Raw genomic sequence first — 20,641 nt, forward strand, 5'->3', positions numbered from 1 at the left:
TCGGCTGAGAATATAATCAGCTTATTAAACGACATATCGAAGAAGGAGAAGTCATGGGAATATGGGTGCGTGAACGGTCATTTTACAGCATGTTTATCCGGTTAACCGTGCTGATCGGACTGCAGAATATCATAACGCTCGGCGTCAATTTGTCGGATAACCTGATGCTCGGAGGATACAGCGAATCTGCGCTGTCCGGCGTTGCGCTGGCCAACCAGATCCAGTTCATTTTGCATATGCTGGTCATGGGCGCGGCCGAAGGGCTGGTCATTCTGTCCTCCCGGAATTGGGGCGCCAAGAATATAGACGCCATCAAACGGGCCTCCAGCATCGGGATGCGAATCGCTCTGGCTGTAAGCGTGATCATGTGGGCGGTTGTTTTTTTCTTCCCGCACGGCTGCCTGTCGCTGTTTACGAACGAGGAGAGCGTGATCGCCGAAGGGGCGAAGTATTTAAGGATCATCTGTTTTTCGTACATATTTTTTGCGGTGACCAACATTTTGCTGGCGGCGCTCCGCAGCGTCGAGGTCGTGCGGATCGGCTTTCTCGTTTCGCTGTCCACCTTGATCATTAATGTATGCCTGAATTACCTGCTTATTTATGGCCACCTGGGCTTTCCGCGCCTTGGCGTGAGCGGCTCGGCGATCGCCACGCTGACCGCCCGTATCATCGAATGCGTGATTGTCCTTACCTTCGTGAAGAGATTTGATCAGCGGATCTGCTTTAAACTGAAAGATTTTTACCACATCGATAAGCCGCTCTTCAAGCAGTACCTGCGGATCGGCTCGCCTGTTCTGATGGCCAACCTGCTGTGGGCCGTCTCGATGGGAGCCCAGACCGCCATCCTGGGACATATGGGCGAGGCGGCGATCGCCGCGAACAGCGTAGCGAATACGATCTTTCAGCTGGTCACGGTCATTACATACGCGTCGGCCAGCGCCACTGCGGTTATCATCGGCAAGACGATTGGGGAAGGGAATACGGGAAAGGTCATTTCTTACAGCAAAACGCTTCAGCTGCTGTACTTGATCATCGGTGTTCTGACTGCATTGCTGCTGTTTGCCGTAAAAGATGTCGTCCTCGATCTGTATGCGATTTCGGAGAGTGCCAAAACGCTGGCCCTGCAGTTTATGACTATATTGTCCGTGACGGTTGTCGGAACGGCATACCAGATGCCTGCCTTGACCGGCATTGTCCGCAGCGGCGGAGACACGAAATTCGTGCTCTACAACGATTTTATTTTCATGTGGCTGATCGTGCTGCCGGCTTCGGCGCTGTGCGCGTTCGTGTTTGACCTATCGCCGGTCATAACGTTTATGTGCCTCAAATGCGACCAAATCCTCAAATGCTTTGTCGCCATCGTAAAAGTGAACAGGTACCGCTGGATTCGGGTGTTTGACGAGCGGGGCGGCAAGTCCCACGATGCAGGAAATAATGTCGCGACCTGATACGGATTATCACCGTCCGGCAGCGGCCATAGGGGAGGAGGGATTCGCTTGGGATGATATGGGACTGCGCAATCATCGGAGGGGGACCTGCCGGGCTGAATGCCGCTTTGGTGCTGGGGCGTTCCCGCAGGACGGCAGCGCTCATCGATAATGACCAGCCGCGAAACCAGGTTACGCTGGAATCGCATGGCTATTTGACGAGGGACGGCATTCGTCCCGATCAATTTCGGAGATTGGCCTTCGAGGAGATCGGGGGGTATCCGACCGTCCGCCGTTTCAAGGCGACGGCTCTCGAGGTGAGTCCCGTCCAGGGGGCTTTCCGCGTCATCACCTCGATGCGGGAAGAAGTGTTTGCCAGAAAGCTGATTCTGGCTACCGGGCTGCACGAAACGCTGCCCCGCATACCCGGCATAGCGCCGTTGTACGGAAAAAGCATCTTTAATTGCGTATACTGCGACGGCTATGAGCTGCAGGACCGGCCGCTGTTTGTCCTGTCGGAGCAGCCGGGCCTGTATCATTTCGTCAAGACGGTTCATCATTGGAGCCGGGATCTGCTCGTCCTGACGAATGGCAAGCCTGTTCTGACGTCCGGCGAAAAGGAGAAGCTCCGGACCAAGGGGGTGCCGGTCGTTGAGGAGTTGATTCATTCGTTTAGGGGAGGCGAGGGGCGGTTAACTGAGGTTGTCTTTCACAGCGGTGCCTTTGTTCCACGGACCGGAGGCTTCATCGTACCCCATTGGTCGCAGAAGGCTCCCTTTGCTGCGCAGCTGGGCTGCCGCCCTGATGGATCAGGCGGCATTGCTGTGGATGAACTGGGCAGAACGAGCGTGAAGGGTGTGTACGCTGCCGGCGATACCGCCCGATTCGGACCGTCGCAGCTGATCATTGCGGCAGGACAGGGGAGCAAAGCCGCGATGGCAGTGAATGCGGATTTGATCGACGAGGAGTTTTGATGTGAACGACGCTCGGTGTTGAACTAATGACAGCATGGGCCGGTTTCTTATCGGCTCCTTTTTTTATTTTTCCGATTCGATCCCAGCCTCGGCTGGTGGTACAATGAGTAAGTTGTATTATACAATGGTTCAGGTCGTACAAGGAAACAGGAGGAAAGAAAGATGGTTAAGTTTCAGGATATTATTCCATATATGGACAATGTACGCCAGCAGCTAATCGAGGTGTTGGATGCGTTTGGCTCTGGGGAAAAGAACCTGCGCGAAATGCCTGAAGGATGGAGTGTAACCGAGGTTGTCGAGCATCTGGGCAGGCTGGAACGAATGATTCAGTTTCAACTGAAGAAGGCAATCCAAGCTAAGCCGGTGCTTCCGTCCGAACCGATGGAGAAAAAAATGACTGACGTGGCGGCTGTGCTGCATGGCAGCGGCATCGTCGGTCAGAAATTCGAGGCTCCTGAGCCGGCGAGACCTACGGGGTTATCGTATGAGGAAGCGATCCATCGGCTGGATGAGGTTCGCGCGGCGACCAAAGCTTTGATCACTCAGCTGGCGGAACGGAATACGAACGACCTGCTCTTTCCGCATCCGTTTGGCTTCTCCATGAATGCGGCCCAATGGGCCCATTTCATTGCGATTCATGAGACCCTGCACATCGAGCAGCTGACAAGGATCCGGGAGGCAAACCGTTAAACTGGTGAATTTCGGATCGATGCCCTGTGCGTGAAAGAAAGAATCCCTGATTTGTCAGGATTCTTTCTTTTTTTCAGCAGATTCCGGGGGACCATGGGGCCTTTTTTTGCCAACTTTCATGCATCATCTCTGATCAAAGCGAAACATGACGGCAGAAACTGCGTGTCCGCTTAATGAAACGAATTGGTTACAGCCATATTCACATAAGTGCTGCAGGCCATATCTCCCGTTGTTATCCTGGGAATATGGCCTTTTTAATAAGGATGCTCCACCCGATAAAGCAATTGATCCGCCACGCTTCGCCCGGCCCCAGACAGGTCGCCGGTTTGTTTTAACTGTTCCAAGTTCCCCTTGACCTGGGCGGTATCCTGATAGCTCAGTCCATAAGCCAGATGGGATACAGCGGACTCGATCTGGGATGGAGTCTCCAATCCCCCGAGCGCTTCAATGAATTTGGACGGTTCCCTCGTGTACAGCTCGGCCATGATCGCGGCATAGCTTTCGGCAAGCGCCCCATCTGTAACGTTACCCGCTCTGACGATGTCAGAATAATCTCCAGTTTCGATCATATCTACGTGGTTGTAGAGATATTCAACGGTCTCAAGCGACTTATGGTCGCTGATTTGGTTATAAACACTCCAATCGATACCCGCAATTTGGCGCATCATTTGAGCCACTTTCTCCTCATCGCTAATGCCTGTTCGGGAATAAATGTCATTCAGCGCTTTTTCCGCGGAAATTTTACCGCCTCCTTCAGGGAGGACGCCTGTTTGCGGGGGACTGTCCGACCCGGCTTGGGCGGCCGAATCGGTCGCATGCTGCTGTACGGAAGTGCCGGGGCTTGGTGCAGACCCCGAAGTGCCATGATTTGAATCCGAAGAATTATTAGAGCAGGCGCTGAGCATGCCGCATAGAACCGCACACATGACGACCAGCGCGAGTTTATGGTTCATGAGAGAATTCAACCCTTTCTTGTATATCTGGATACATATTCCAGACGCTGAAAGGGAAGAGAAGTTGCATGTAAGAAGTAAATTTTAACTGATGGTCCGCTGCTTCAGCCTCGAATTCTTGAACTACGGCGGCCGGATACCGGAGCATTGAAGCGGTGAGAGGAATATGAGTTGATTGCCCATCAACCATAAAACGAGGCCGACTAGGGGGAATGGATTCTTCATCAGGCTTAACGAGTCTTTATAAAGTTTGGCTATATTTATTTTTGCCGTTGAGTCACCTGTGATTCTCTGCTAAAATTCCAAGCAGAAAGGCGGTCGATCTCGATGGCAAATCAATTTGCCAGTATGCCAAGCGGCTCATGCAAAGCCTATTCTTAGGGCGAACCTTTGCATGGGCGGACGATAAGTTACTCAGTTCGCCCGCAGGACGTTTATAGGATGGGCCTTGCACCTTATTGTTCATATTAAATAAGGGAGTTGAATGCATTGACCAATCCATTCATGAAAAAACAGAAGCATCTCATCGATATTCAAACCCATGTCCAACGGCTGCTGGATGAACTCGCGCAAGACGATATCGGCGCAGGATTCCAAGCAGCAGCCTATTGGCGCGGTGAGCTGGTTGTAAATGCTTATTCAGGCAGCGCCGATGCCTTAGGACAAAGTCCCGTTGATTCGGAAACGCTATTCGTCATGCAATCCTGCTCCAAAGGTGTGATATCCACTGCCATTCATATACTCGTCGAGCAGGGCAAGCTGGCGTATGATGAGCGGATCTCCCATTACTGGCCTGAATTCGGAGCGAACGGCAAGGAGCAGATTACTCTCCGCCAGGTACTGACTCATACGGCAGGAGTTCCATTGATGCCTGCGTACGCGGATATGCGGCTCATTGCCGATTGGCCTGCGATGGTCCATGAAATGGAAAAGTTAAAACCCATCTGGGAACCTGCCACAAAGGCAGGTTATCACGGTTTGACCCTTGGATGGATTTTAGGGGAAACGGCCGCCAGAGCGGATGGCCGGACGATTTCCCAGATTGTCCATGACGAAATCTGCAAGCCTATTGGCATCGATAAGGAGCTGTACCTAGGTGCAACCGCGGAAGCCGAATCCCGGATTGCCGAGATTAGCGGAGAAGCTGTGCCAATTGCTTCCATGCCCGATGACATGCTGTTCAAGCGGGTTCTGCCTCCGGCTCTGGTTCCGGTTGCAAATCCGGAATGGAATTCGCCTTGGCTCCATGCAGCAGCCGTACCTGCCGTGAATGCCGTCGCAACCGCTCAGGCGTTAGCGCGTATGTATGCTTCATTGATTGGCGAAGGGGTGGATGGAAGACGCCTGCTCAAGCCGTCTTCCATAGCCGAGGCGACGCTGCAGCATTTCAATGGGATCGACGAGGTTGCCCTCGCTCCCGTTCGGTTGGGATTGTGCTACACGCTTGGCCAAGACGGTGATGTCATGGGTGGCAGCCGGGCGGCTTTCGGTTATGCCGGATTGGGCGGCATGATCGGATACGCCGATCCAGCGAATAGCCTTGCTGTGGCAGTACTGTGTAATCGTATGAAGATTGGCCGGGGAGATCGGTCTCCGGATCGGCTTGTCACGGATCTCATTCGCGAGAAACTTTGTCACACGGAAACATGATTATATTCCTTCACTTGTTGGGCCCGACGCGTTAACAGTCGGGCCTCATTTTTTTATCCTCGAAGTGGCAATTTCAAGGTGAACAATCGGCCAAATCCCTTTTATCAGCAAACCTGATAAAACCTATAAGATCATTCTAATTGACCGTTCCCCCCTGCTGTGATAGGTTCAAGAGAGAAAATATGAGTAATCTACTAGGAATTATCACTAATGCATGCTACGCGAGGTGGATATTTGTTGGAACTTCAAGTTACGAACAGCCCTTTTAATCAGGAACAGGTTGAGCTGCTCAACCGCCTGCTGCCCACATTAACCGATGCCCAGCGCATCTGGCTGAGCGGATATATCGCAGCGGCCGCAGTATCCGCAAGCGCTGTGCTGGGGACCGTTCCCGTTGCGGCGGCTGCAACCGCTCCGGCTGCGTCTCCTGTGAGCTCTGCACCGGCTGCCCCGAAAGAGGTTACCGTTTTGTACGGATCGCAGACCGGCAATTGCGGATCATTAGCCAAGAAGGTGACCAAGAGACTGCAGGATCAGGGCTTCGAGGTCAAGCTCTCTACCATGAGCGATTTTAAACCGAACGGACTGAAAAAAGTGGAAAACCTGCTGATTCTGGTCAGCACGCATGGCGAAGGCGATCCACCGGACAACGCCATTTCCTTCTATGAATTCCTGCACAGCAAGCGGGCGCCTCAGCTTGAAGGCATGCCGTTCGCGATACTGGCGCTGGGAGACACCTCCTATGAGTTCTTCTGCCAGACAGGTAAGGATTTTGACAAGCGGCTGGAAGAACTGGGCGGCAAGCGGCTGGTTCCGCGCGTCGATTGCGACGTGGATTTCGACGAGCCGGCGGCGGAATGGATTAACAGCGTTACGAACACGCTTGGCGAGCTTACCGGAGCCGGTGCTGCAGCGCAGGCTGTGCCTGTCACGGCAGAAACGGCGCTGGGATCCGAGGAATCGGAGTATTCCAGAACGAACCCGTTCCAGGCCGAAGTTCTGGAGAACCTCAACCTGAACGGCCGCGGTTCCGACCGCGAAACCCGGCATCTGGAAATTTCGCTAGAAGGCTCAAATCTCGAGTATGAACCCGGAGACAGCCTGGGCATATACCCGGAAAACCATCCACGGCTTGTCGACGAATTGATCGAGGCGATGGGATGGTCCGGCGAGGAATCCGTACCGGTGAACAAGAACGGGGAAGAGGCCGCGCTGCGCGAAGCGCTGCTCCGCCATTATGAAATCACCGTACTCACCAAGCCTTTGCTGGAAAAGACAGCCGCCCTCCTTTCTAACAACGCGCTGGACGAACTGCTCGCATCGGGTCACGATGAGCTGAGAGCTTACATCGAGGAACGCGATCTGATGGATCTCGTGCAGGATTATTCCTTGAAGGGAATTCCGGCCAAGGAGTTTGTGGCGATTTTGCGCAAAATTCCGGCCCGCCTGTATTCCATCGCCAGCAGCCTGAAGGCGGCGCCAGGCGAGGTGCATGTAACGGTCCGGACCGTCCGCTACGAGAACCGCGGAAGAGAGCGGTACGGCGTCTGCTCCATGCAGCTGGCCGAACGAATCGAGCCGGGATCGGCTTTGCCGGTCTATATCCAGCATAATCCGAACTTTAAGCTTCCGGAAAATCCGGATACCCCGATCATCCTGATCGGACCGGGCACAGGCGTTGCCCCGTTCCGCGCATTCTTAAGCGAGCGCGAAGAGACGGGGGCCGAGGGCAAGAGCTGGCTGTTCTACGGCGATCAGCATTTCGCAACCGATTTCCTGTATCAGATCGAATGGCAGCGCTGGCTCAAGGACGGCGTCCTGACGCGTATGGATGTGGCATTCTCCCGGGACTCTGATCAGAAGGTTTACGTCCAGCACCGCATGCTGGAGAAGAGCCGGGAACTATATCAGTGGCTGCAGGAAGGGGCCGTGGTGTACGTGTGCGGCGACGAGAAACGAATGGCCCATGACGTCCATTCCACGCTGATCACGATCCTTGAACAGGAAGGCGGTCTCAGTCCTGAGGAAGCTGCCGAATATATGATTCGCATGCAGCAGGAGAAACGTTACCAGCGGGATGTCTATTAAGCGCATCCTATAGGCAAGCGAGAAGGAGAGAGCAAACATGTCTGATAACAATTTGATGTCGCAGAGCAGCGCGCCCCACAGCGATGTGGAGGATATCAAACGCAGAAGCAACTATTTGCGGGGAAGCCTGGTCGAAACGCTGAAGGATCCGATCACCGGGTCGATCCCCGAGGACGATAACCGGCTGATGAAGCATCACGGCAGTTATATGCAGGATGACCGGGACCTGCGGAATGAACGGCAGAAGCAGAAGCTTGAGCCGGCTTACCAGTTTATGCTTCGGGTACGTGCATCAGGCGGCGTTGTCACTCCGCAGCAGTGGCTGATGATGGACCGGATTTCCCAGAAGTACGGAAACGGGACGATCCGCCTGACGACGCGCCAATCGTTTCAGCTGCACGGGGTACTGAAGTGGAACCTCAAGAGCACGATCCGCGAAGTGAACGAATCGCTGCTCAGCACGCTGGCCGCCTGCGGCGACGTGAACCGGAACGTCATGTGCAATCCGAATCCGTACGAGTCGGAGATTCATTCGGAAGTGTACGATTGGGCCCGCAAGCTGAGTGCCCATTTGGATCCGCGGAGCCGGGCCTATTATGAGATCTGGCTTGACGAAGAAAAGGTCGTGGACAGCCACGATCATGACGTGGAACAGGAGCCGATCTACGGGCATGTATACCTGCCGCGCAAGTTCAAGATCGGCATGGCGGTCCCGCCTTCCAACGATGTCGACGTATTTTCGCAGGACCTCGGCTTGATTGCCATCGTGGAAGACGGACGTCTGGCTGGATTCAACGTTTCCGTCGGCGGCGGCATGGGGATGACCCACGGGGATCTGGCCACATATCCGCAGGTGGGGCAGGTCATTGGGTTTTGCACGCCGGAGCAGGTGATCGATCTGGCGGAGAAAACCGTGACGATCCAACGCGACTACGGCGACCGTTCCGTCCGGAAACATGCGCGCTTCAAGTATACGATCGACGACCGCGGCATCGACTGGTTTATCCAGGAGCTGAGCGCGCGCCTCGGCTGGGAGCTGGAGCCGGCAAGGCCGTTCCATTTCGAAAGCAACGGCGACCGGTACGGTTGGGTCAAAGGCAGCAACGGTAAATGGCATTTGACCCTCTTTATCCAAAACGGACGAATCAAGGACGAAGAAGGGTATGAGCTGATGACCGGCTTGCGGGAAATCGCCAAGGTTCATACGGGGGATTTCCGGCTCACGCCGAACCAGAACCTGGTCATCGGCAATGTGAGCAGCCAGAAAAAGAAGAAGATCACCGAATTGGTGCAGCAGTACGGACTGACCGACGGCATCCACTATTCGGCGCTGCGCCGTAACTCTATGGCGTGCGTGGCCTTGCCAACCTGCGGTCTGGCGATGGCTGAATCCGAACGCTACCTGCCAACGCTGCTCGGCAAAATCGAGCCGCTGCTGGAGGAAGCGGGGCTCCGCGAAGAGGAAATCGTCATCCGGATGACGGGCTGCCCGAACGGCTGCGCGAGACCGGCGCTGGCGGAAATCGCCTTTATCGGCAAGGCGCCGGGCAAATACAACATGTATCTCGGCGGCGGGTTCGCCGGGGAGCGCCTGAACAAGCTCTATAAAGAAAATATCGGCGAGGCTGAAATTCTCGACTCCCTGAAGCCGATCATTTCCCATTATGCGAAGGAGCGGCACAACGGCGAGCATTTCGGTGATTTTACCATCCGTGCCGGGTATGTGAAGGAAGTCCGCTCGGGTCAATTTTTCCACGCCTGATTGCATAAGTAACCGGATCGACAGCGACACGGGACGGTTCGGGCGGTCGAGACGGCAACGCAAAAAGTGCAGTCCCCAGTGGACTGCACTTTTTGCTGTTTATGAGGCTTTTGAAGAACTCATAGACTGATCATGGCGATAGTGAGCACGCCCGTCATGCTGCCGACAAAGCTGCCGACCAGACAGTCCGATGGATAGTGCAGCCCAAGATAGATCCGTGAAATACTGACGATGAGTGCAATAAGAATGAGTGAGACGGCGACCCAAGAGCCCATAAACAGAAACGGCGTAATGATGGAAAAGATGGCCGTCGAATGTCCGGACGGGAACGAGGGGTCCTTCAGCGGATTTTTCCCGACCCTAACGCCTTCGAGGGCGAGGTAAGGCCGAATCCGCCGGACTTTACGTTTAATCAGGGTCGTAATCAAAAAGCTGAGGGCCAGCGCGGCTAAGCTTTGCAGACTGGTTGTCCGCCACGGCTCGGGAGCGAACAGCGCCACGGACAGCGTCAGGGTGATCGTGAACAGCGCTCCGCCCAGGTGGGTCAGCGTCCGCAGCGCAGCATTGAGCAGGGACGGATTCTGGATGCGGTTAATCCAGTGGAATACACGGCGGTCCCAGCCGTGCGCCCGCTCCATATAACGGGTGATGATCATTCGTAGATCCTCCTCTAAATATGTTTTTTTGCATGGAGTACGGTCGTCAAACAATTAAGCTTAATGCCCCGAATGAACCTTGGAGCGCTTGCGCCATTTTAGATAGACGTACACGACCAGAATGGCGAACACGGCGGCAACGACATATTTGAGAAAATGCTCCGTCCAGGTCAGGACAAGCTGCCATTGATTGCCGAAAATGTAACCGATCCCGACGAAGACGGTAACCCAGAGTGCGGATCCCGTATAAGCGTACAAGGCAAAGGTACGGTAGGGGACGCGGATAATCCCGGTGAAGTAGCCGATAAACTGCCTGACCCCCGGAATGAAATAACTGAACAGCAGCAATTTATTGCCGTATTTGTGATATACCCGGGCCGTCTTTTCCACATGCTCCGGTTTTAGAAAAAGCCATCTCCCATAGCGCTCGATGAGCGGTTGACCCAGCTTGTACCCAATCAAGTAAGTCGCCGTCAGCCCGACGATGGAGCCGAGGTAAGCGGCACCTAAGGCCGGTAGCAGGTGCAGCACGCCTTTATAGGACAAATACCCGGTGTAGGTAAGCGTCGTATTGCCTGGCGGGATCGGCAGGGCGATGGCATCGAGCGGAAGTCCGAGCAGCAGGACCCAATATCCGTACTGTCCGAACAGCTGCTCGATATATCCCAGCACATCCATAGGAATCTCCTTTATCATGTTTATACTTGTGCTTTCTATCCTAATTAGCAGAGATTAAGAAGCGATAAACAGGAAGCTTAAGAAAGTATTAAGCCGTCTGCCCGATTTCTTAACATTCCGGAATAATTTGTATTCCCATCATACGCAAATTTTTATCCGAACAAAACCGTCTTCGGTTGGGGCGGAAACCCGCCTTAAGACTAGGTTTTCCGTGTGACGCTATTTTATATAAAATTGTCGTAATATTATACTGTATTAACGGTTTTTCATGTGATAGATTAAGGGCATGATGTCTTAATATTAAATACTGAGGAGCGCTGGATATGATCAGAATCGGTAAAATTAGCTATTGGCATGTGCATGCATGGGATTATACGAAACAAGCTGAGGCTCATCCGGGTGCGGAAATCGTGGCCGTATGGGATGAAAACCCGCAGCGGGGACAAGAAGCCGCGGATAAGCAGGGCGTTGCTTTTTATGCTTCATTGGATGAAATGCTCAGTCGTGACGATATCGACGGAGTCATCGTGGATGCGCCAACCAACATGCACCGAGAAGTCATGATCAAAGCCGCAGAAGCCGGCAAGCATATCTTTACGGAAAAGGTTATTGCCGCAACGCTGGGCGAGGTTAACGACATTATTGCGGCCGTGGAGAAAAATAACGTGAAGCTGACCGTGTCCCTTCCTAGACTGAACGACGGTTATACGCTGGCGATTCGGGAACTATTGGACCAGGAGCTCCTGGGCAAGGTTACATATGTACGCGTCCGGCTGTCCCATAACGGTGCAACGGCGAATTGGCTGCCTTCGCATTTCTATAAGAAAGAAGAGACGCTCGGCGGCGCCCTGATCGATCTTGGATGCCATCCGATGTACTTGACGCGCCTCTTCTTAAGAGAAGAGCCTGTAGACGTGAGCGCGCAATTTGGATACATAACCGGAAAAGATGTGGAAGATAATGCGGTAGCGACGTTGTCTACGGCATCGGGTGCGGTAGGCGTCGTCGAAGCCGGCTTCGTGAACAACTTTTCTCCATTTACCGTAGAGGTGCACGGCACCGAAGGAACGATCCTGTTCGGAACGCCGGACAGCAAACTGCTTCTTCGTACGACACGCAATGATGAATACAAGGATGCCTGGGTCGAAATTCCGGTTCCGGCCAACCGCGAAAGCGCGTTTGAGCAGTGGATCAGCCATATCGAACAAGGCACGACCGCCGATGAGAATATCGCAATGGCGATCGAATTGACGAAGCTCATGGAAGCGGCCAATCTGTCGAATGCGGAGCGCCGCGCCGTTAAACTGAACGAGCTGCAAGGCTAACCATTACAGAACTTTTCAGACATAAGGATGTTGCTGCAATGATGAATAATTTTCCATATGAAATTATGCAGGGACGCCAAGATGCATTGGAGCGTCTGGATTTGCGCATCTATTGGGGAAATTATGAGATTCGGGTTATACGTTTTCACTTGACTACTTTTCCTCCAGGGAAAATCGTGTCCTTTCATAAGCATGCCGAGTTTGAATTACACTTCATTCCTCGCGGCAAGGGAACGGTGATCCTGGTGGATGAACCTTATGCTCTTCAGGAGGGCATGTTCTATCTGACGGGTCCGGAGGTGCTGCATTACCAGGAAGCGGATCCGGAGGAATCGATGGATGAGCTGTGCCTGCACGTGGACATCAGGGATCTGTCGCAGGCACCGGATTCCGGCTCGCCGCGTCCATACGCCGATCCATGGGAGGCGGCCGAGGCGCATGACTGTATCGAAAAGCTGCGGTCGCTGCCGCTGAAGCCTGTGATGGATACGTACCGGGCGATGCCGTTTTTCCTGGAAGCCTTCAACGCCTCGCAGCAAAAATATTTAGGGCTGTATACAAGTATCAAAAACTGCATCATTCAAATTCTGCTCCGCGCCGTACGCGCCTACGAGCCGGAACCGCGTGAGGCGGAGCTTCCGTCCCGGGACATGAAGGCCTACCGGTACCAGCTGGCCTTGGAGTACATCCATGCCAACTCTTCCGGCGAAGTGGTGCTGGAGGATGTGGCCGACAAGCTGCATATCAGCTCGAGACAGCTGCAGCGGATCATTAAGGATCAAGGGGGCGGGCGATCCTTCAGCGAAATTTTGGAGGATTTCCGCCTGCAGGAAGTATGCCGCCAGCTGGTGGAGACGCGCTGGTCCATCGAGAAGATCGCCGTCCAGGGCGGATTTTCCAGCGGAAGCTATTTGCATACCGTTTTCCGGAAAAGGTACGGCTATACGCCGTCGGAATACCGGAGAAAGAACGCGAAAGTATAGGAGGATTACGATCTCGTGGGAAAAACAATTCGGATTGGCATTATCGGAAGCGGAGGCATTGCCGGAGCGCATGCCCGGGCTTACAAAGGAATCGAGGATGTTCAAGTCGTTGGGGTGGCGGACATTCTGCCTGACAAGGCGCAGCAATTTATCGAGCGCTGGGATCTGCCGGATGCAACCGGCTTTGACGACCACCGCAAGCTGCTGGAGCTGGACCTGGACGGCGTAAGCATTTGTACGCCGAACGTGGCGCATTACCGTACGACGGTGGATGCCCTGTCGGCCGGCAAAAACGTCATGCTGGAGAAGCCGATGTCGGTTACGCTGGACGAAGCGGTCGAAATGGTGCAGGTTTCCAAGAAAACCGGAAAAATGCTGAACGTCGGTTTCCAGCCGCGCTACGACCCGAACATGGCCATCATTAAAAATATGGTGCAGAACGGGCAATTGGGCAAAGTGTATTACGTGGAAACTGGAGGCGGACGCCGCCGCGGCATGCCGGGGGGAACATTTATCCGTCAGGATATCGCCGGCGCAGGTGCGATGGCCGACATTGGCTGCTATTCGCTGGATCTGGCGCTCAACACACTCGGTTATCCGAAGCCGCTGACCGTTTCCGCGTACACCTCGAATTATTTTGGCACCAATCCGAAGTATCACGCGGAATCCGGACAATTTGACGTCGAAGATTTCGGTGTGGCCATGGTACGGTTCGAAGGAGACCTGGTCTTGAACTTCAAGACGTCCTGGGCGATGCATATGGACACGCTCGGAGCGACGATGTTCCTCGGCACGGATGCAGGCATGAAGGTGCTTCCGGCAGGCAGCGGGCCTTGGAGCGGGGTATGGGATGGACATGTCGGTTCCATTTCGCTGTTCCATGACATCCAGGGACATCATACGGAAAGCAATATTCCGCTCATCAAGCACGAAATCAACGTGTTTGAGGAGAAGATCAAGGACTTCGTTCGTGCGCTGCGTGAAGGAACGCCGGCTCCGATTCCGGGAGAGGAAATTTTGCGGAATCAGGCCATTATCGACGGCATTATCCGCTCTTCGCTGACGAAGAAGGAAGTCGAGATCCATATTCCCGATCTGGTGTAGTAACATTTGAACACGTCCGTTATTTTAACTCGCATGACTGCAGCAGTCCGAAACTTCCATTCTTGGATCTTCGGACTGCTTTTATTTTTGCGATTTCATGACGTTCACCATGTTATCTTTTTCGGGAAATAGGCAAACCTGATTTTGGGAGACCTAAAACCAGAATACAGGAGGACGAATGCAAGTATGAAAAAAATGGTGATGTCCGTCTGCCTCAGCGCCGGATTCCTGCTCGGAGCCGCCGCTGCAACTCCGGCTGCTTATGCCAACTCGGAAGAGCCGCAGCTTAAGGTAAAAATCGTGGATTCCAAAGGCGGGGAGGTGGGGACGGCCCTACTGACCCAAAAAGGGGATGCCGTTCAGATTCATATTGAAGCCGCGAATTTGCCGCCCGGCGAGCACGGCATTCATTTCCACGAAAACGCGAAGTGCGATCCGCCTGACTTTAAAACCGCAGGTGCCCATTTCAACCCAGGGGGCAAGCAGCACGGTTTCCATAATCCGAAGGGCTATCATGCCGGAGACCTGATGAACATTCACGTGAAGCCGGATGGAACGGTAAACGCTGATCTGGAAAGCAAGTCCGTTACGCTGATGAAGGGTGCCGCCAATTCGCTCTTGAAGCCGGGCGGAACCGCGATCATCATCCACGAGAAAGCGGACGATTACGTGACCGACCCGTCGGGGAATTCAGGCAACCGGATTGCCTGCGCACGGATTGAATAGCTGAGCCCGGCCGTTGGCATTCCAGGCTGCCGATAACGATCATATAAACTCCTGAAGGAACATTCCTTCAGGAGTTTTTTTGTGCGAGCCGTTTCAAATGCTCAAATCGGAACGCGAATGTTATCGGTTGCAAAAAAATCGTTGCCCGGCCCATATTCCTGTGATATATTAAAACTCCTTCCATTTTTTCCACGTGATAGATCATTTCCCGCCAATGATTCTTCAGGAAGAGAATCTACCCCATCATAAAACAGGAGGAACCACTGTTGTGAACTGGCTTAAATGGGATTTGAATTTACAAATCCGGCTGATCGGCGACACACTTTTCAATTTGCTGTTTTGGATGTACTTTCCTTACATTACCCTGTTTTTCAGCGACGCGTTCGGCAAGACCGCGGCCAGTATGCTGATGGCCGTTCCTCCCTTGGTCAGCCTGTTCGGGAGCTTGTTCGGCGGGTATTTGGCGGACCGCTTCGGCCGGAGGCCCGCGATGCTGCTCGGGGCCTGCATGCAGTCCTGCATGTTTGCCGTCTTTGCGTTATCCCCGTCCCATTGGCTCGATTATGCTGCATATATCGGACTGGGGCTGGGAGGGGCGATCTATTCGCCGGGAAGCTCGGCCATGGTGGCCGACGTGACTCCGGAAAAGGACCGGCGGATGGTGTTTGCAACCTTCGTGACGGGCAGAAATATTGGGGCGGTCTTTGGCCCGGCACTGGGTTCGGTATTCTTTTTCCAATACCGGCACGAGCTGTTGTGGACCTGCACGACGGTAACGCTCCTGTACTTTTTGACCATTTTCTTTTTCAGCAGGGAAACGCTTCCGGCATCCGCAAAGATGACCCGCGCCCGCAGCAAGCTGACCGCTATCTTGAAGGAGCAGGTGGTGAGTTACGGCGTCATTTTTAAGGACAAGGTATTCGCGCTCTATATTGCCGCGGGGATTCTGGTGACGATTGCTTTTATGCAGCTGGATATGTATTTGGCGATGTATGTCAAAGAATACGTACCGGGACAGGCGCTGCTGTCCTTCAGCAGCTGGACGTTCAACCTGAGCAGCGCGCAGGTGTTCGGGTTGATGCTGGGGCTGAACGGTCTGCTGTTCGTGCTGTGCGTTCTTCCCGTCACCAAGCTGTTCGAGGGATGGTCCGAACGGAACATCCTGATCATGTCGGCCTTGTTGTTCGGCGGTGGGATGTTCTTGATCGGTTTGACGACGCATGTGTGGCTGCTTCTGGTGTTTACGTTTGTGTTTACGATCGGCGAGCTGTCGCGGAGTCCCGTCACCGACAGCTTTATCAGCAAATATGCGCCTGAACACGCCAGGGGGCAATACATGGGGGCGGCGAATCTGCAGTTCTCGGTCGGCCGGTTTATCGCTCCGGTCACGATTATGCTGTCATCGTGGTTTCCGCCGGTGGTCGTGTTCGGGTTCATCTTCCTGGCAACGATCCTCAGCTCGCTTTTGTATGTTCAGGTATTTAAAATCATTCCGGCAAGTTACTACGAGAAAAAAGCTGAAATTTCGGGTTGAACCCAAACAAAGCCGTTCAAGACCGGATGCAACCCGCATCGCTTGAACGGCTTTTTTAACAATTATTCGGCGGCTGCCGGCACCCCTGCCAGAACGGGTCTGCCCGTCGGTGGATGGACAGGCTGGTTATGAATGACGGACCCGTCCTCCAGATGCAGCCAGGTGTCAAAACTTCGCTCCCCTTGCGTGAGCCGAATGACCCGGGCGCCAGGCATGAACGGCTGATCCAGGTAGGCGCTGCGCGTGGTCCGGCCGTAACACAGCCGGATGCCGTGCAGCGTTCCCCAAAAGTCGTTGCCGTGATCATGGCCGACAAAGGTACCGAGAATATCTCCCATTTCCACCATGCTCGCAAAAAATCCGGTGTTGATCCACGGCGCGCAGCAGTGGCGATCAAGCTTGTTGCCATAACAGACCGAGAAATCCCAAATATCGTTATATTCGGGAAGCGGTATATGGAAAAAGGCAAGCGATGGCAGCGGGACTCCGCCGTTGCCTGCCGTAAGCCGGTAGGACTGCGCTGCATACCATTCGATCTGGCTGCGGCGGATCCAGTCATAGAATCCTACGCGCAGATGCTCCAGCGGCGAGTAGCTGCCCGAATCCAAAAAGTAGAGGGCGGCCTCCGTGTTGTCCCGGTGTGAATCCCGGATTTCCAGACAATAATTGCCTGCGCCCTTGACGTGGGGCGGATCGGGCATTGCGTAGCAATATCGGTGGGACAACTGCAGGGCATGCAGCTGTTCCCGCGTCATATCGGGAGCCTCGGAATCGTGGTTCCCAAAGACGGCTGCCCAGGGGATACCCATCTGCTCCGGAACCGACACCGCATCCCGGAACGCCGCGACCGGATTCGGGCTTTTATTGCTGGCGATCACATCGCCGGTATAGACGACCAGATCGGGCTGTTCCGCTTCCAAAATCCTTCGCATCATCTCTTTCATTTGAAGCTCTTCATCGCCAGGTTCGCAAAACTCCGTATCGGTAAATTGGACGATGGTAAAAGTACCGTCCTCGCGAAATCGCAATGTTTTCCTCATCTGCTCCTCCTCTCTCTAGCCGATTCCCGGCGCGGTGCGGATCTGGCGCAAGCCGGCAGGGACAGCGGCATCCCAGGCACCTGGAATGTCCAGGCCGAGGGCGGTTGCGGCGACGGCCGCGGTGTCCACAATCGAGATTTCCCCGATGGTTGTCCCCGGCGCGATCCCAGGTCCAACGCAGCCCCAGAACACATTTTTGTCCATCGGATGATCGCTGCCGTGGCTGAATTTATCGTCGCCTCCGCCGCCGTGGTCGGTCAGCAAAATCACCAGGCTGTCTTCAAGAAGTTCCAGACGCTCGAGGGTGCCGAGCACTTTTTCGAACAGAACGTCATTTTGTGTAATCGCATTCAAATATTCCGGCGAGTCCGGACCGTACCCATGCTTGTGTCCGGCCGCATCGGGTTCATCCAGCTGCATGAACAGCAGTTTGACGTCCGGATTCTGTTCCAGATAATCCTGGATGGCCTGAACCAAATCGGCATCCGGCAGAGATTCCTTATGTATTCCGATGCCATCCTCAACGATCCCGTCATTGATCGGGCTCCAGCTGGTGAAGGAGGCGAGCTTGGCCTCAGGCCATGCCTTCCTTGCAAGCCGGAATACGGAAGGATATGGTGACTCGGCAGGATAAGCCTCACTCGCAGCGACCTCGTTCGTTAATCCGTGCTTCTCCGGCACGACGCCGTGGAGCACAGAGCCCCAGCATTCCGCGCTGATCGTCGGCGACTGGGCCTGGGCGGCATAGGTGACGGCTCCTTTCGTCAGAAAAGCGTCGATGACCGGTGTAGCCGTGTGCTGAATAAAGTTGCCGGCGCCGTCCATTCCCAGAATGAACACGCGCGAAACGGCCTTTGTATTGCTCATGGGTCAACCTCCCCAAAGTTGATTTCGCTTCCATTTTATCGATTACGCCCCCTAGCATAAAGATTCCCGTACGGGGTGTCAACCACCGATTGGGATTCAGGCAAACAAGTCATCAGAGTGTTAGCAGGAAGTCATCATCGTGGTAGCCTGCCTTTGCACGCACCATATAGAATCGAGATTGTAAGGGGTTACAGGCTACGAAACGACAAAAAGGAGTGAGATCATGCAAGAGGCGGTGCAGCTTGACCAGAACGTGGTGCGCCCGGCGAAGATCCGGCGGGTTTCCACGTTCCGAAGACAACTGAAGAAATACAAATGGCTGCTGCTGATGACACTGCCGGGAGTCATTTATTTATTCATTAACAACTACATCCCCATGTACGGCGTCATCTTGGCTTTCAAAAATTACAACTATGTCGACGGCATATGGGGAAGCGAATGGGCGGGACTTGATAATTTTAAATTTTTGTTCAATTCCCAGGACGCCTATGTCATAACGAGAAACACCTTTCTATACAACTTTGTGTTTATCGTCCTGAACCTGGTGTTAGCCGTCCTCGCGGCACTGCTGATTAACGAAATCAGAGACAAGGTCATCACCCGGTTCTACCAAAGTACCTTTCTGTTGCCGCATATCATTTCCATGGTCGTTGTGGCGTACTTGGTCTACAGCTTTCTGAATGTTGAAAGCGGATTGGTAAACCGGCTTATCGCCAAATGGTTCGGTGCAGAAGCCGTGTCCTGGTACGGCGAGCCCCGCTATTGGCCGTATATTCTAGTTATCGTCAATGCGTGGAAGAACGTCGGGTATTTGTCGGTCATCTATTTCGCCGCGATTATCGGGATTGACAAGGAGTATTACGAGGCGGCAACCATCGACGGCGCCAGCAAGTGGAAGCAGATGACGCGGATTACGATCCCGTTGATTGCCCCCATCATCACAACGATGACGCTGCTTGCGGTCAGCGGGATCCTCAGGAGCGACTTCGGCTTGTTCTATCAGGTGCCTATGAACACGGGCGCGCTCATCCCGACCACGAATACGATCGATACGTTCGTATACCGCGCAATGACGCAGTCCGGCGACATCGGGATGTCCTCAGCGGCAGGTTTCTATCAATCCGTCGTCTGCTTTGTCCTGATTCTAGCAGCCAACGCAGCCGTTCGGCGGATCAACAAGCGTGATGCTTTATTTTAAGAAGCAGCGTCTTTCGGCGCTAGAGTAGGTGCAAGCGTATATTGATTTTTTCAAGAAAGGTAGAGGTACGTCATGAGGACAGCAAGCGTGAAAAAAATCATCGGCCCTTCCTTGATTCACCTGTTTTTCTGGGCTTTTACACTGGCATCATTGATCCCGTTTATACTGATTTTTATGGTGTCGATTTCGAGCGAGGATTCCATCTTGCAAAAAGGGTATTCCTTGTTCCCCAAGGAAATCAGCTTTGCCGCGTATCAGTTTTTGTTCAACGATTTCTCGGAAATTGCTAAGGCATACGGGGTCACCATTCTGACAACGCTGATCGGAACGGTGGTAAGTTTGCTCATGACCGCCTTGTTCGCTTACCCGCTGTCCCGTCCGGATTTGCCCCTGCGGCGTACGTTATCCTTCTATATTTTCTTTACAATGCTGTTCGGCGGGGGGATGGTGCCCTGGTATATGACGTATGTCAACATGTTTGACTTGAAAAATACGATTTTCGCCATGATCATTCCCAATCTGCTGCTGAGCGCCTTCAACGTGCTGCTGATGCGAAGCTTCTTCTCATCCACCATTCCGGAGTCGGTCGTGGAGTCTGCGACCATTGACGGTGCCAGCGAAATCCGGATTTTCTTCAGCATCGTGCTGCCCCTGTCGCTGCCGATTATGGCGACGATCGGGCTGTTCAACACGCTGTCTTATTGGAACGACTGGTATAATTGCATGCTGTTCATTGATAAGCCCGAGCTGTACAACATTCAATATTTGATGACCAAAACGTTAACCAACATCCAGTACCTGCTGATGAAATCGGGAAGCTCCGCCCAAGTGGGCGAGCTGCTGGCCAAAATGCCCCGGGAAACGGTCCGGATGGCACTGGCCATCGTCGGGATTGCCCCGCTGTTGTTCGCTTACCCGTTCTTCCAGAAATATTACATCAGCGGGATTACGAGCGGCGCGGTCAAAGGCTGAGGGATGACGGCTGA

Annotated in this window: 18 protein-coding genes; 13 read left to right on the forward strand and 5 right to left on the reverse strand. The window is 53.8% G+C overall.

Going from position 1 to position 20,641, the window contains the following annotated elements; translation table 11 throughout:
- Positions 1–53: 53 nt before the first annotated feature.
- The 3 genes from CJP46_RS04420 (at position 54) to CJP46_RS04430 (ending at position 3,091) form a co-directional block, all read left to right on the forward strand.
- Positions 54–1,448, forward strand: a complete 1,395-nt coding sequence (locus tag CJP46_RS04420) for an MATE family efflux transporter (RefSeq protein ID WP_094594364.1) — start codon at positions 54–56, stop codon at positions 1,446–1,448.
- A 53-nt stretch (positions 1,449–1,501) separates the two neighbouring features.
- Positions 1,502–2,401: an NAD(P)/FAD-dependent oxidoreductase gene (locus CJP46_RS04425; RefSeq protein WP_094594365.1), complete on the forward strand. Its 900-nt coding sequence runs from the start codon at positions 1,502–1,504 to the stop codon at positions 2,399–2,401.
- A 162-nt stretch (positions 2,402–2,563) separates the two neighbouring features.
- On the forward strand, positions 2,564–3,091 hold the full coding sequence (locus CJP46_RS04430) for a DinB family protein (RefSeq protein ID WP_094594366.1): 528 nt from the start codon (positions 2,564–2,566) through the stop codon (positions 3,089–3,091).
- A gap of 254 nt (positions 3,092–3,345) precedes the next feature.
- Here the strand turns inward: CJP46_RS04430 and CJP46_RS04435 are convergent, their stop codons facing one another.
- Entirely contained in the window at positions 3,346–4,044 is a 699-nt protein-coding gene (locus tag CJP46_RS04435) for a hypothetical protein (protein WP_094594367.1), read from the reverse strand.
- A gap of 489 nt (positions 4,045–4,533) precedes the next feature.
- Here CJP46_RS04435 and CJP46_RS04440 point away from each other — a divergent pair, with 489 nt between their 5' ends.
- From CJP46_RS04440 to cysI, 3 genes are all read left to right on the forward strand, one after another.
- Positions 4,534–5,694, forward strand: coding sequence for a serine hydrolase domain-containing protein (locus tag CJP46_RS04440; RefSeq protein WP_256992181.1), 1,161 nt, complete (start codon positions 4,534–4,536; stop codon positions 5,692–5,694).
- 237 nt (positions 5,695–5,931) lie between these two features.
- Positions 5,932–7,782: an assimilatory sulfite reductase (NADPH) flavoprotein subunit gene (locus CJP46_RS04445; RefSeq protein WP_094594368.1), complete on the forward strand. Its 1,851-nt coding sequence runs from the start codon at positions 5,932–5,934 to the stop codon at positions 7,780–7,782.
- 37 nt (positions 7,783–7,819) lie between these two features.
- Positions 7,820–9,544, forward strand: coding sequence for an assimilatory sulfite reductase (NADPH) hemoprotein subunit (gene cysI / locus CJP46_RS04450; protein ID WP_094594369.1), 1,725 nt, complete (start codon positions 7,820–7,822; stop codon positions 9,542–9,544).
- A 119-nt stretch (positions 9,545–9,663) separates the two neighbouring features.
- Here the strand turns inward: cysI and CJP46_RS04455 are convergent, their stop codons facing one another.
- On the reverse strand, positions 9,664–10,200 hold the full coding sequence (locus CJP46_RS04455; protein ID WP_256992182.1) for a phosphatase PAP2 family protein: 537 nt from the start codon (positions 10,198–10,200) through the stop codon (positions 9,664–9,666).
- Positions 10,201–10,260: 60 nt separating this feature from the next.
- Positions 10,261–10,878, reverse strand: a complete 618-nt coding sequence (locus CJP46_RS04460) for a DedA family protein (protein WP_094594370.1) — start codon at positions 10,876–10,878, stop codon at positions 10,261–10,263.
- Positions 10,879–11,201: 323 nt separating this feature from the next.
- Between CJP46_RS04460 and CJP46_RS04465 the strand changes: the two genes are divergently transcribed.
- The 5 genes from CJP46_RS04465 to CJP46_RS04485 all read left to right on the forward strand — a co-directional run bounded on the left by CJP46_RS04465 (position 11,202) and on the right by CJP46_RS04485 (position 16,550).
- Positions 11,202–12,203, forward strand: a complete 1,002-nt coding sequence (locus CJP46_RS04465) for a Gfo/Idh/MocA family protein (protein WP_094594371.1) — start codon at positions 11,202–11,204, stop codon at positions 12,201–12,203.
- 38 nt (positions 12,204–12,241) lie between these two features.
- Complete coding sequence (locus tag CJP46_RS04470) at positions 12,242–13,186, forward strand: helix-turn-helix domain-containing protein (protein ID WP_094594372.1); 945 nt, start codon at positions 12,242–12,244, stop codon at positions 13,184–13,186.
- A gap of 15 nt (positions 13,187–13,201) precedes the next feature.
- The gene (locus tag CJP46_RS04475; RefSeq protein WP_094594373.1) at positions 13,202–14,290 is read left to right on the forward strand and encodes a Gfo/Idh/MocA family protein; all 1,089 of its coding nucleotides are present in this window, start codon (positions 13,202–13,204) and stop codon (positions 14,288–14,290) included.
- 186 nt (positions 14,291–14,476) lie between these two features.
- Positions 14,477–15,016, forward strand: coding sequence for a superoxide dismutase family protein (locus tag CJP46_RS04480; protein ID WP_094594374.1), 540 nt, complete (start codon positions 14,477–14,479; stop codon positions 15,014–15,016).
- Between the two features lie 268 nt (positions 15,017–15,284).
- On the forward strand, positions 15,285–16,550 hold the full coding sequence (locus CJP46_RS04485) for an MFS transporter (protein ID WP_094594375.1): 1,266 nt from the start codon (positions 15,285–15,287) through the stop codon (positions 16,548–16,550).
- A 62-nt stretch (positions 16,551–16,612) separates the two neighbouring features.
- On the opposite strand, the gene CJP46_RS04490 is transcribed toward CJP46_RS04485, so the two are convergent.
- Together CJP46_RS04490 and CJP46_RS04495 are read right to left on the reverse strand one after the other, a co-directional pair.
- Complete coding sequence (locus CJP46_RS04490) at positions 16,613–17,590, reverse strand: metallophosphoesterase family protein (protein WP_094594376.1); 978 nt, start codon at positions 17,588–17,590, stop codon at positions 16,613–16,615.
- 15 nt (positions 17,591–17,605) lie between these two features.
- Positions 17,606–18,457 (reverse strand): alkaline phosphatase family protein, encoded by an 852-nt coding sequence (locus tag CJP46_RS04495; RefSeq protein WP_094594377.1) that lies wholly within the window; start codon positions 18,455–18,457, stop codon positions 17,606–17,608.
- A gap of 223 nt (positions 18,458–18,680) precedes the next feature.
- Between CJP46_RS04495 and CJP46_RS04500 the strand changes: the two genes are divergently transcribed.
- Both CJP46_RS04500 and CJP46_RS04505 read left to right on the forward strand, forming a co-directional pair.
- Positions 18,681–19,655, forward strand: a complete 975-nt coding sequence (locus CJP46_RS04500) for an ABC transporter permease (protein WP_094594378.1) — start codon at positions 18,681–18,683, stop codon at positions 19,653–19,655.
- Positions 19,656–19,727: 72 nt separating this feature from the next.
- The gene (locus CJP46_RS04505; protein WP_076167155.1) at positions 19,728–20,627 is read left to right on the forward strand and encodes a carbohydrate ABC transporter permease; all 900 of its coding nucleotides are present in this window, start codon (positions 19,728–19,730) and stop codon (positions 20,625–20,627) included.
- The last annotated feature ends 14 nt before the right edge of the window (positions 20,628–20,641 follow it).

This window comes from Paenibacillus sp. XY044, from assembly GCF_002257645.1.
Taxonomy (GTDB): Bacteria; Bacillota; Bacilli; order Paenibacillales; family Paenibacillaceae; genus Paenibacillus_AQ.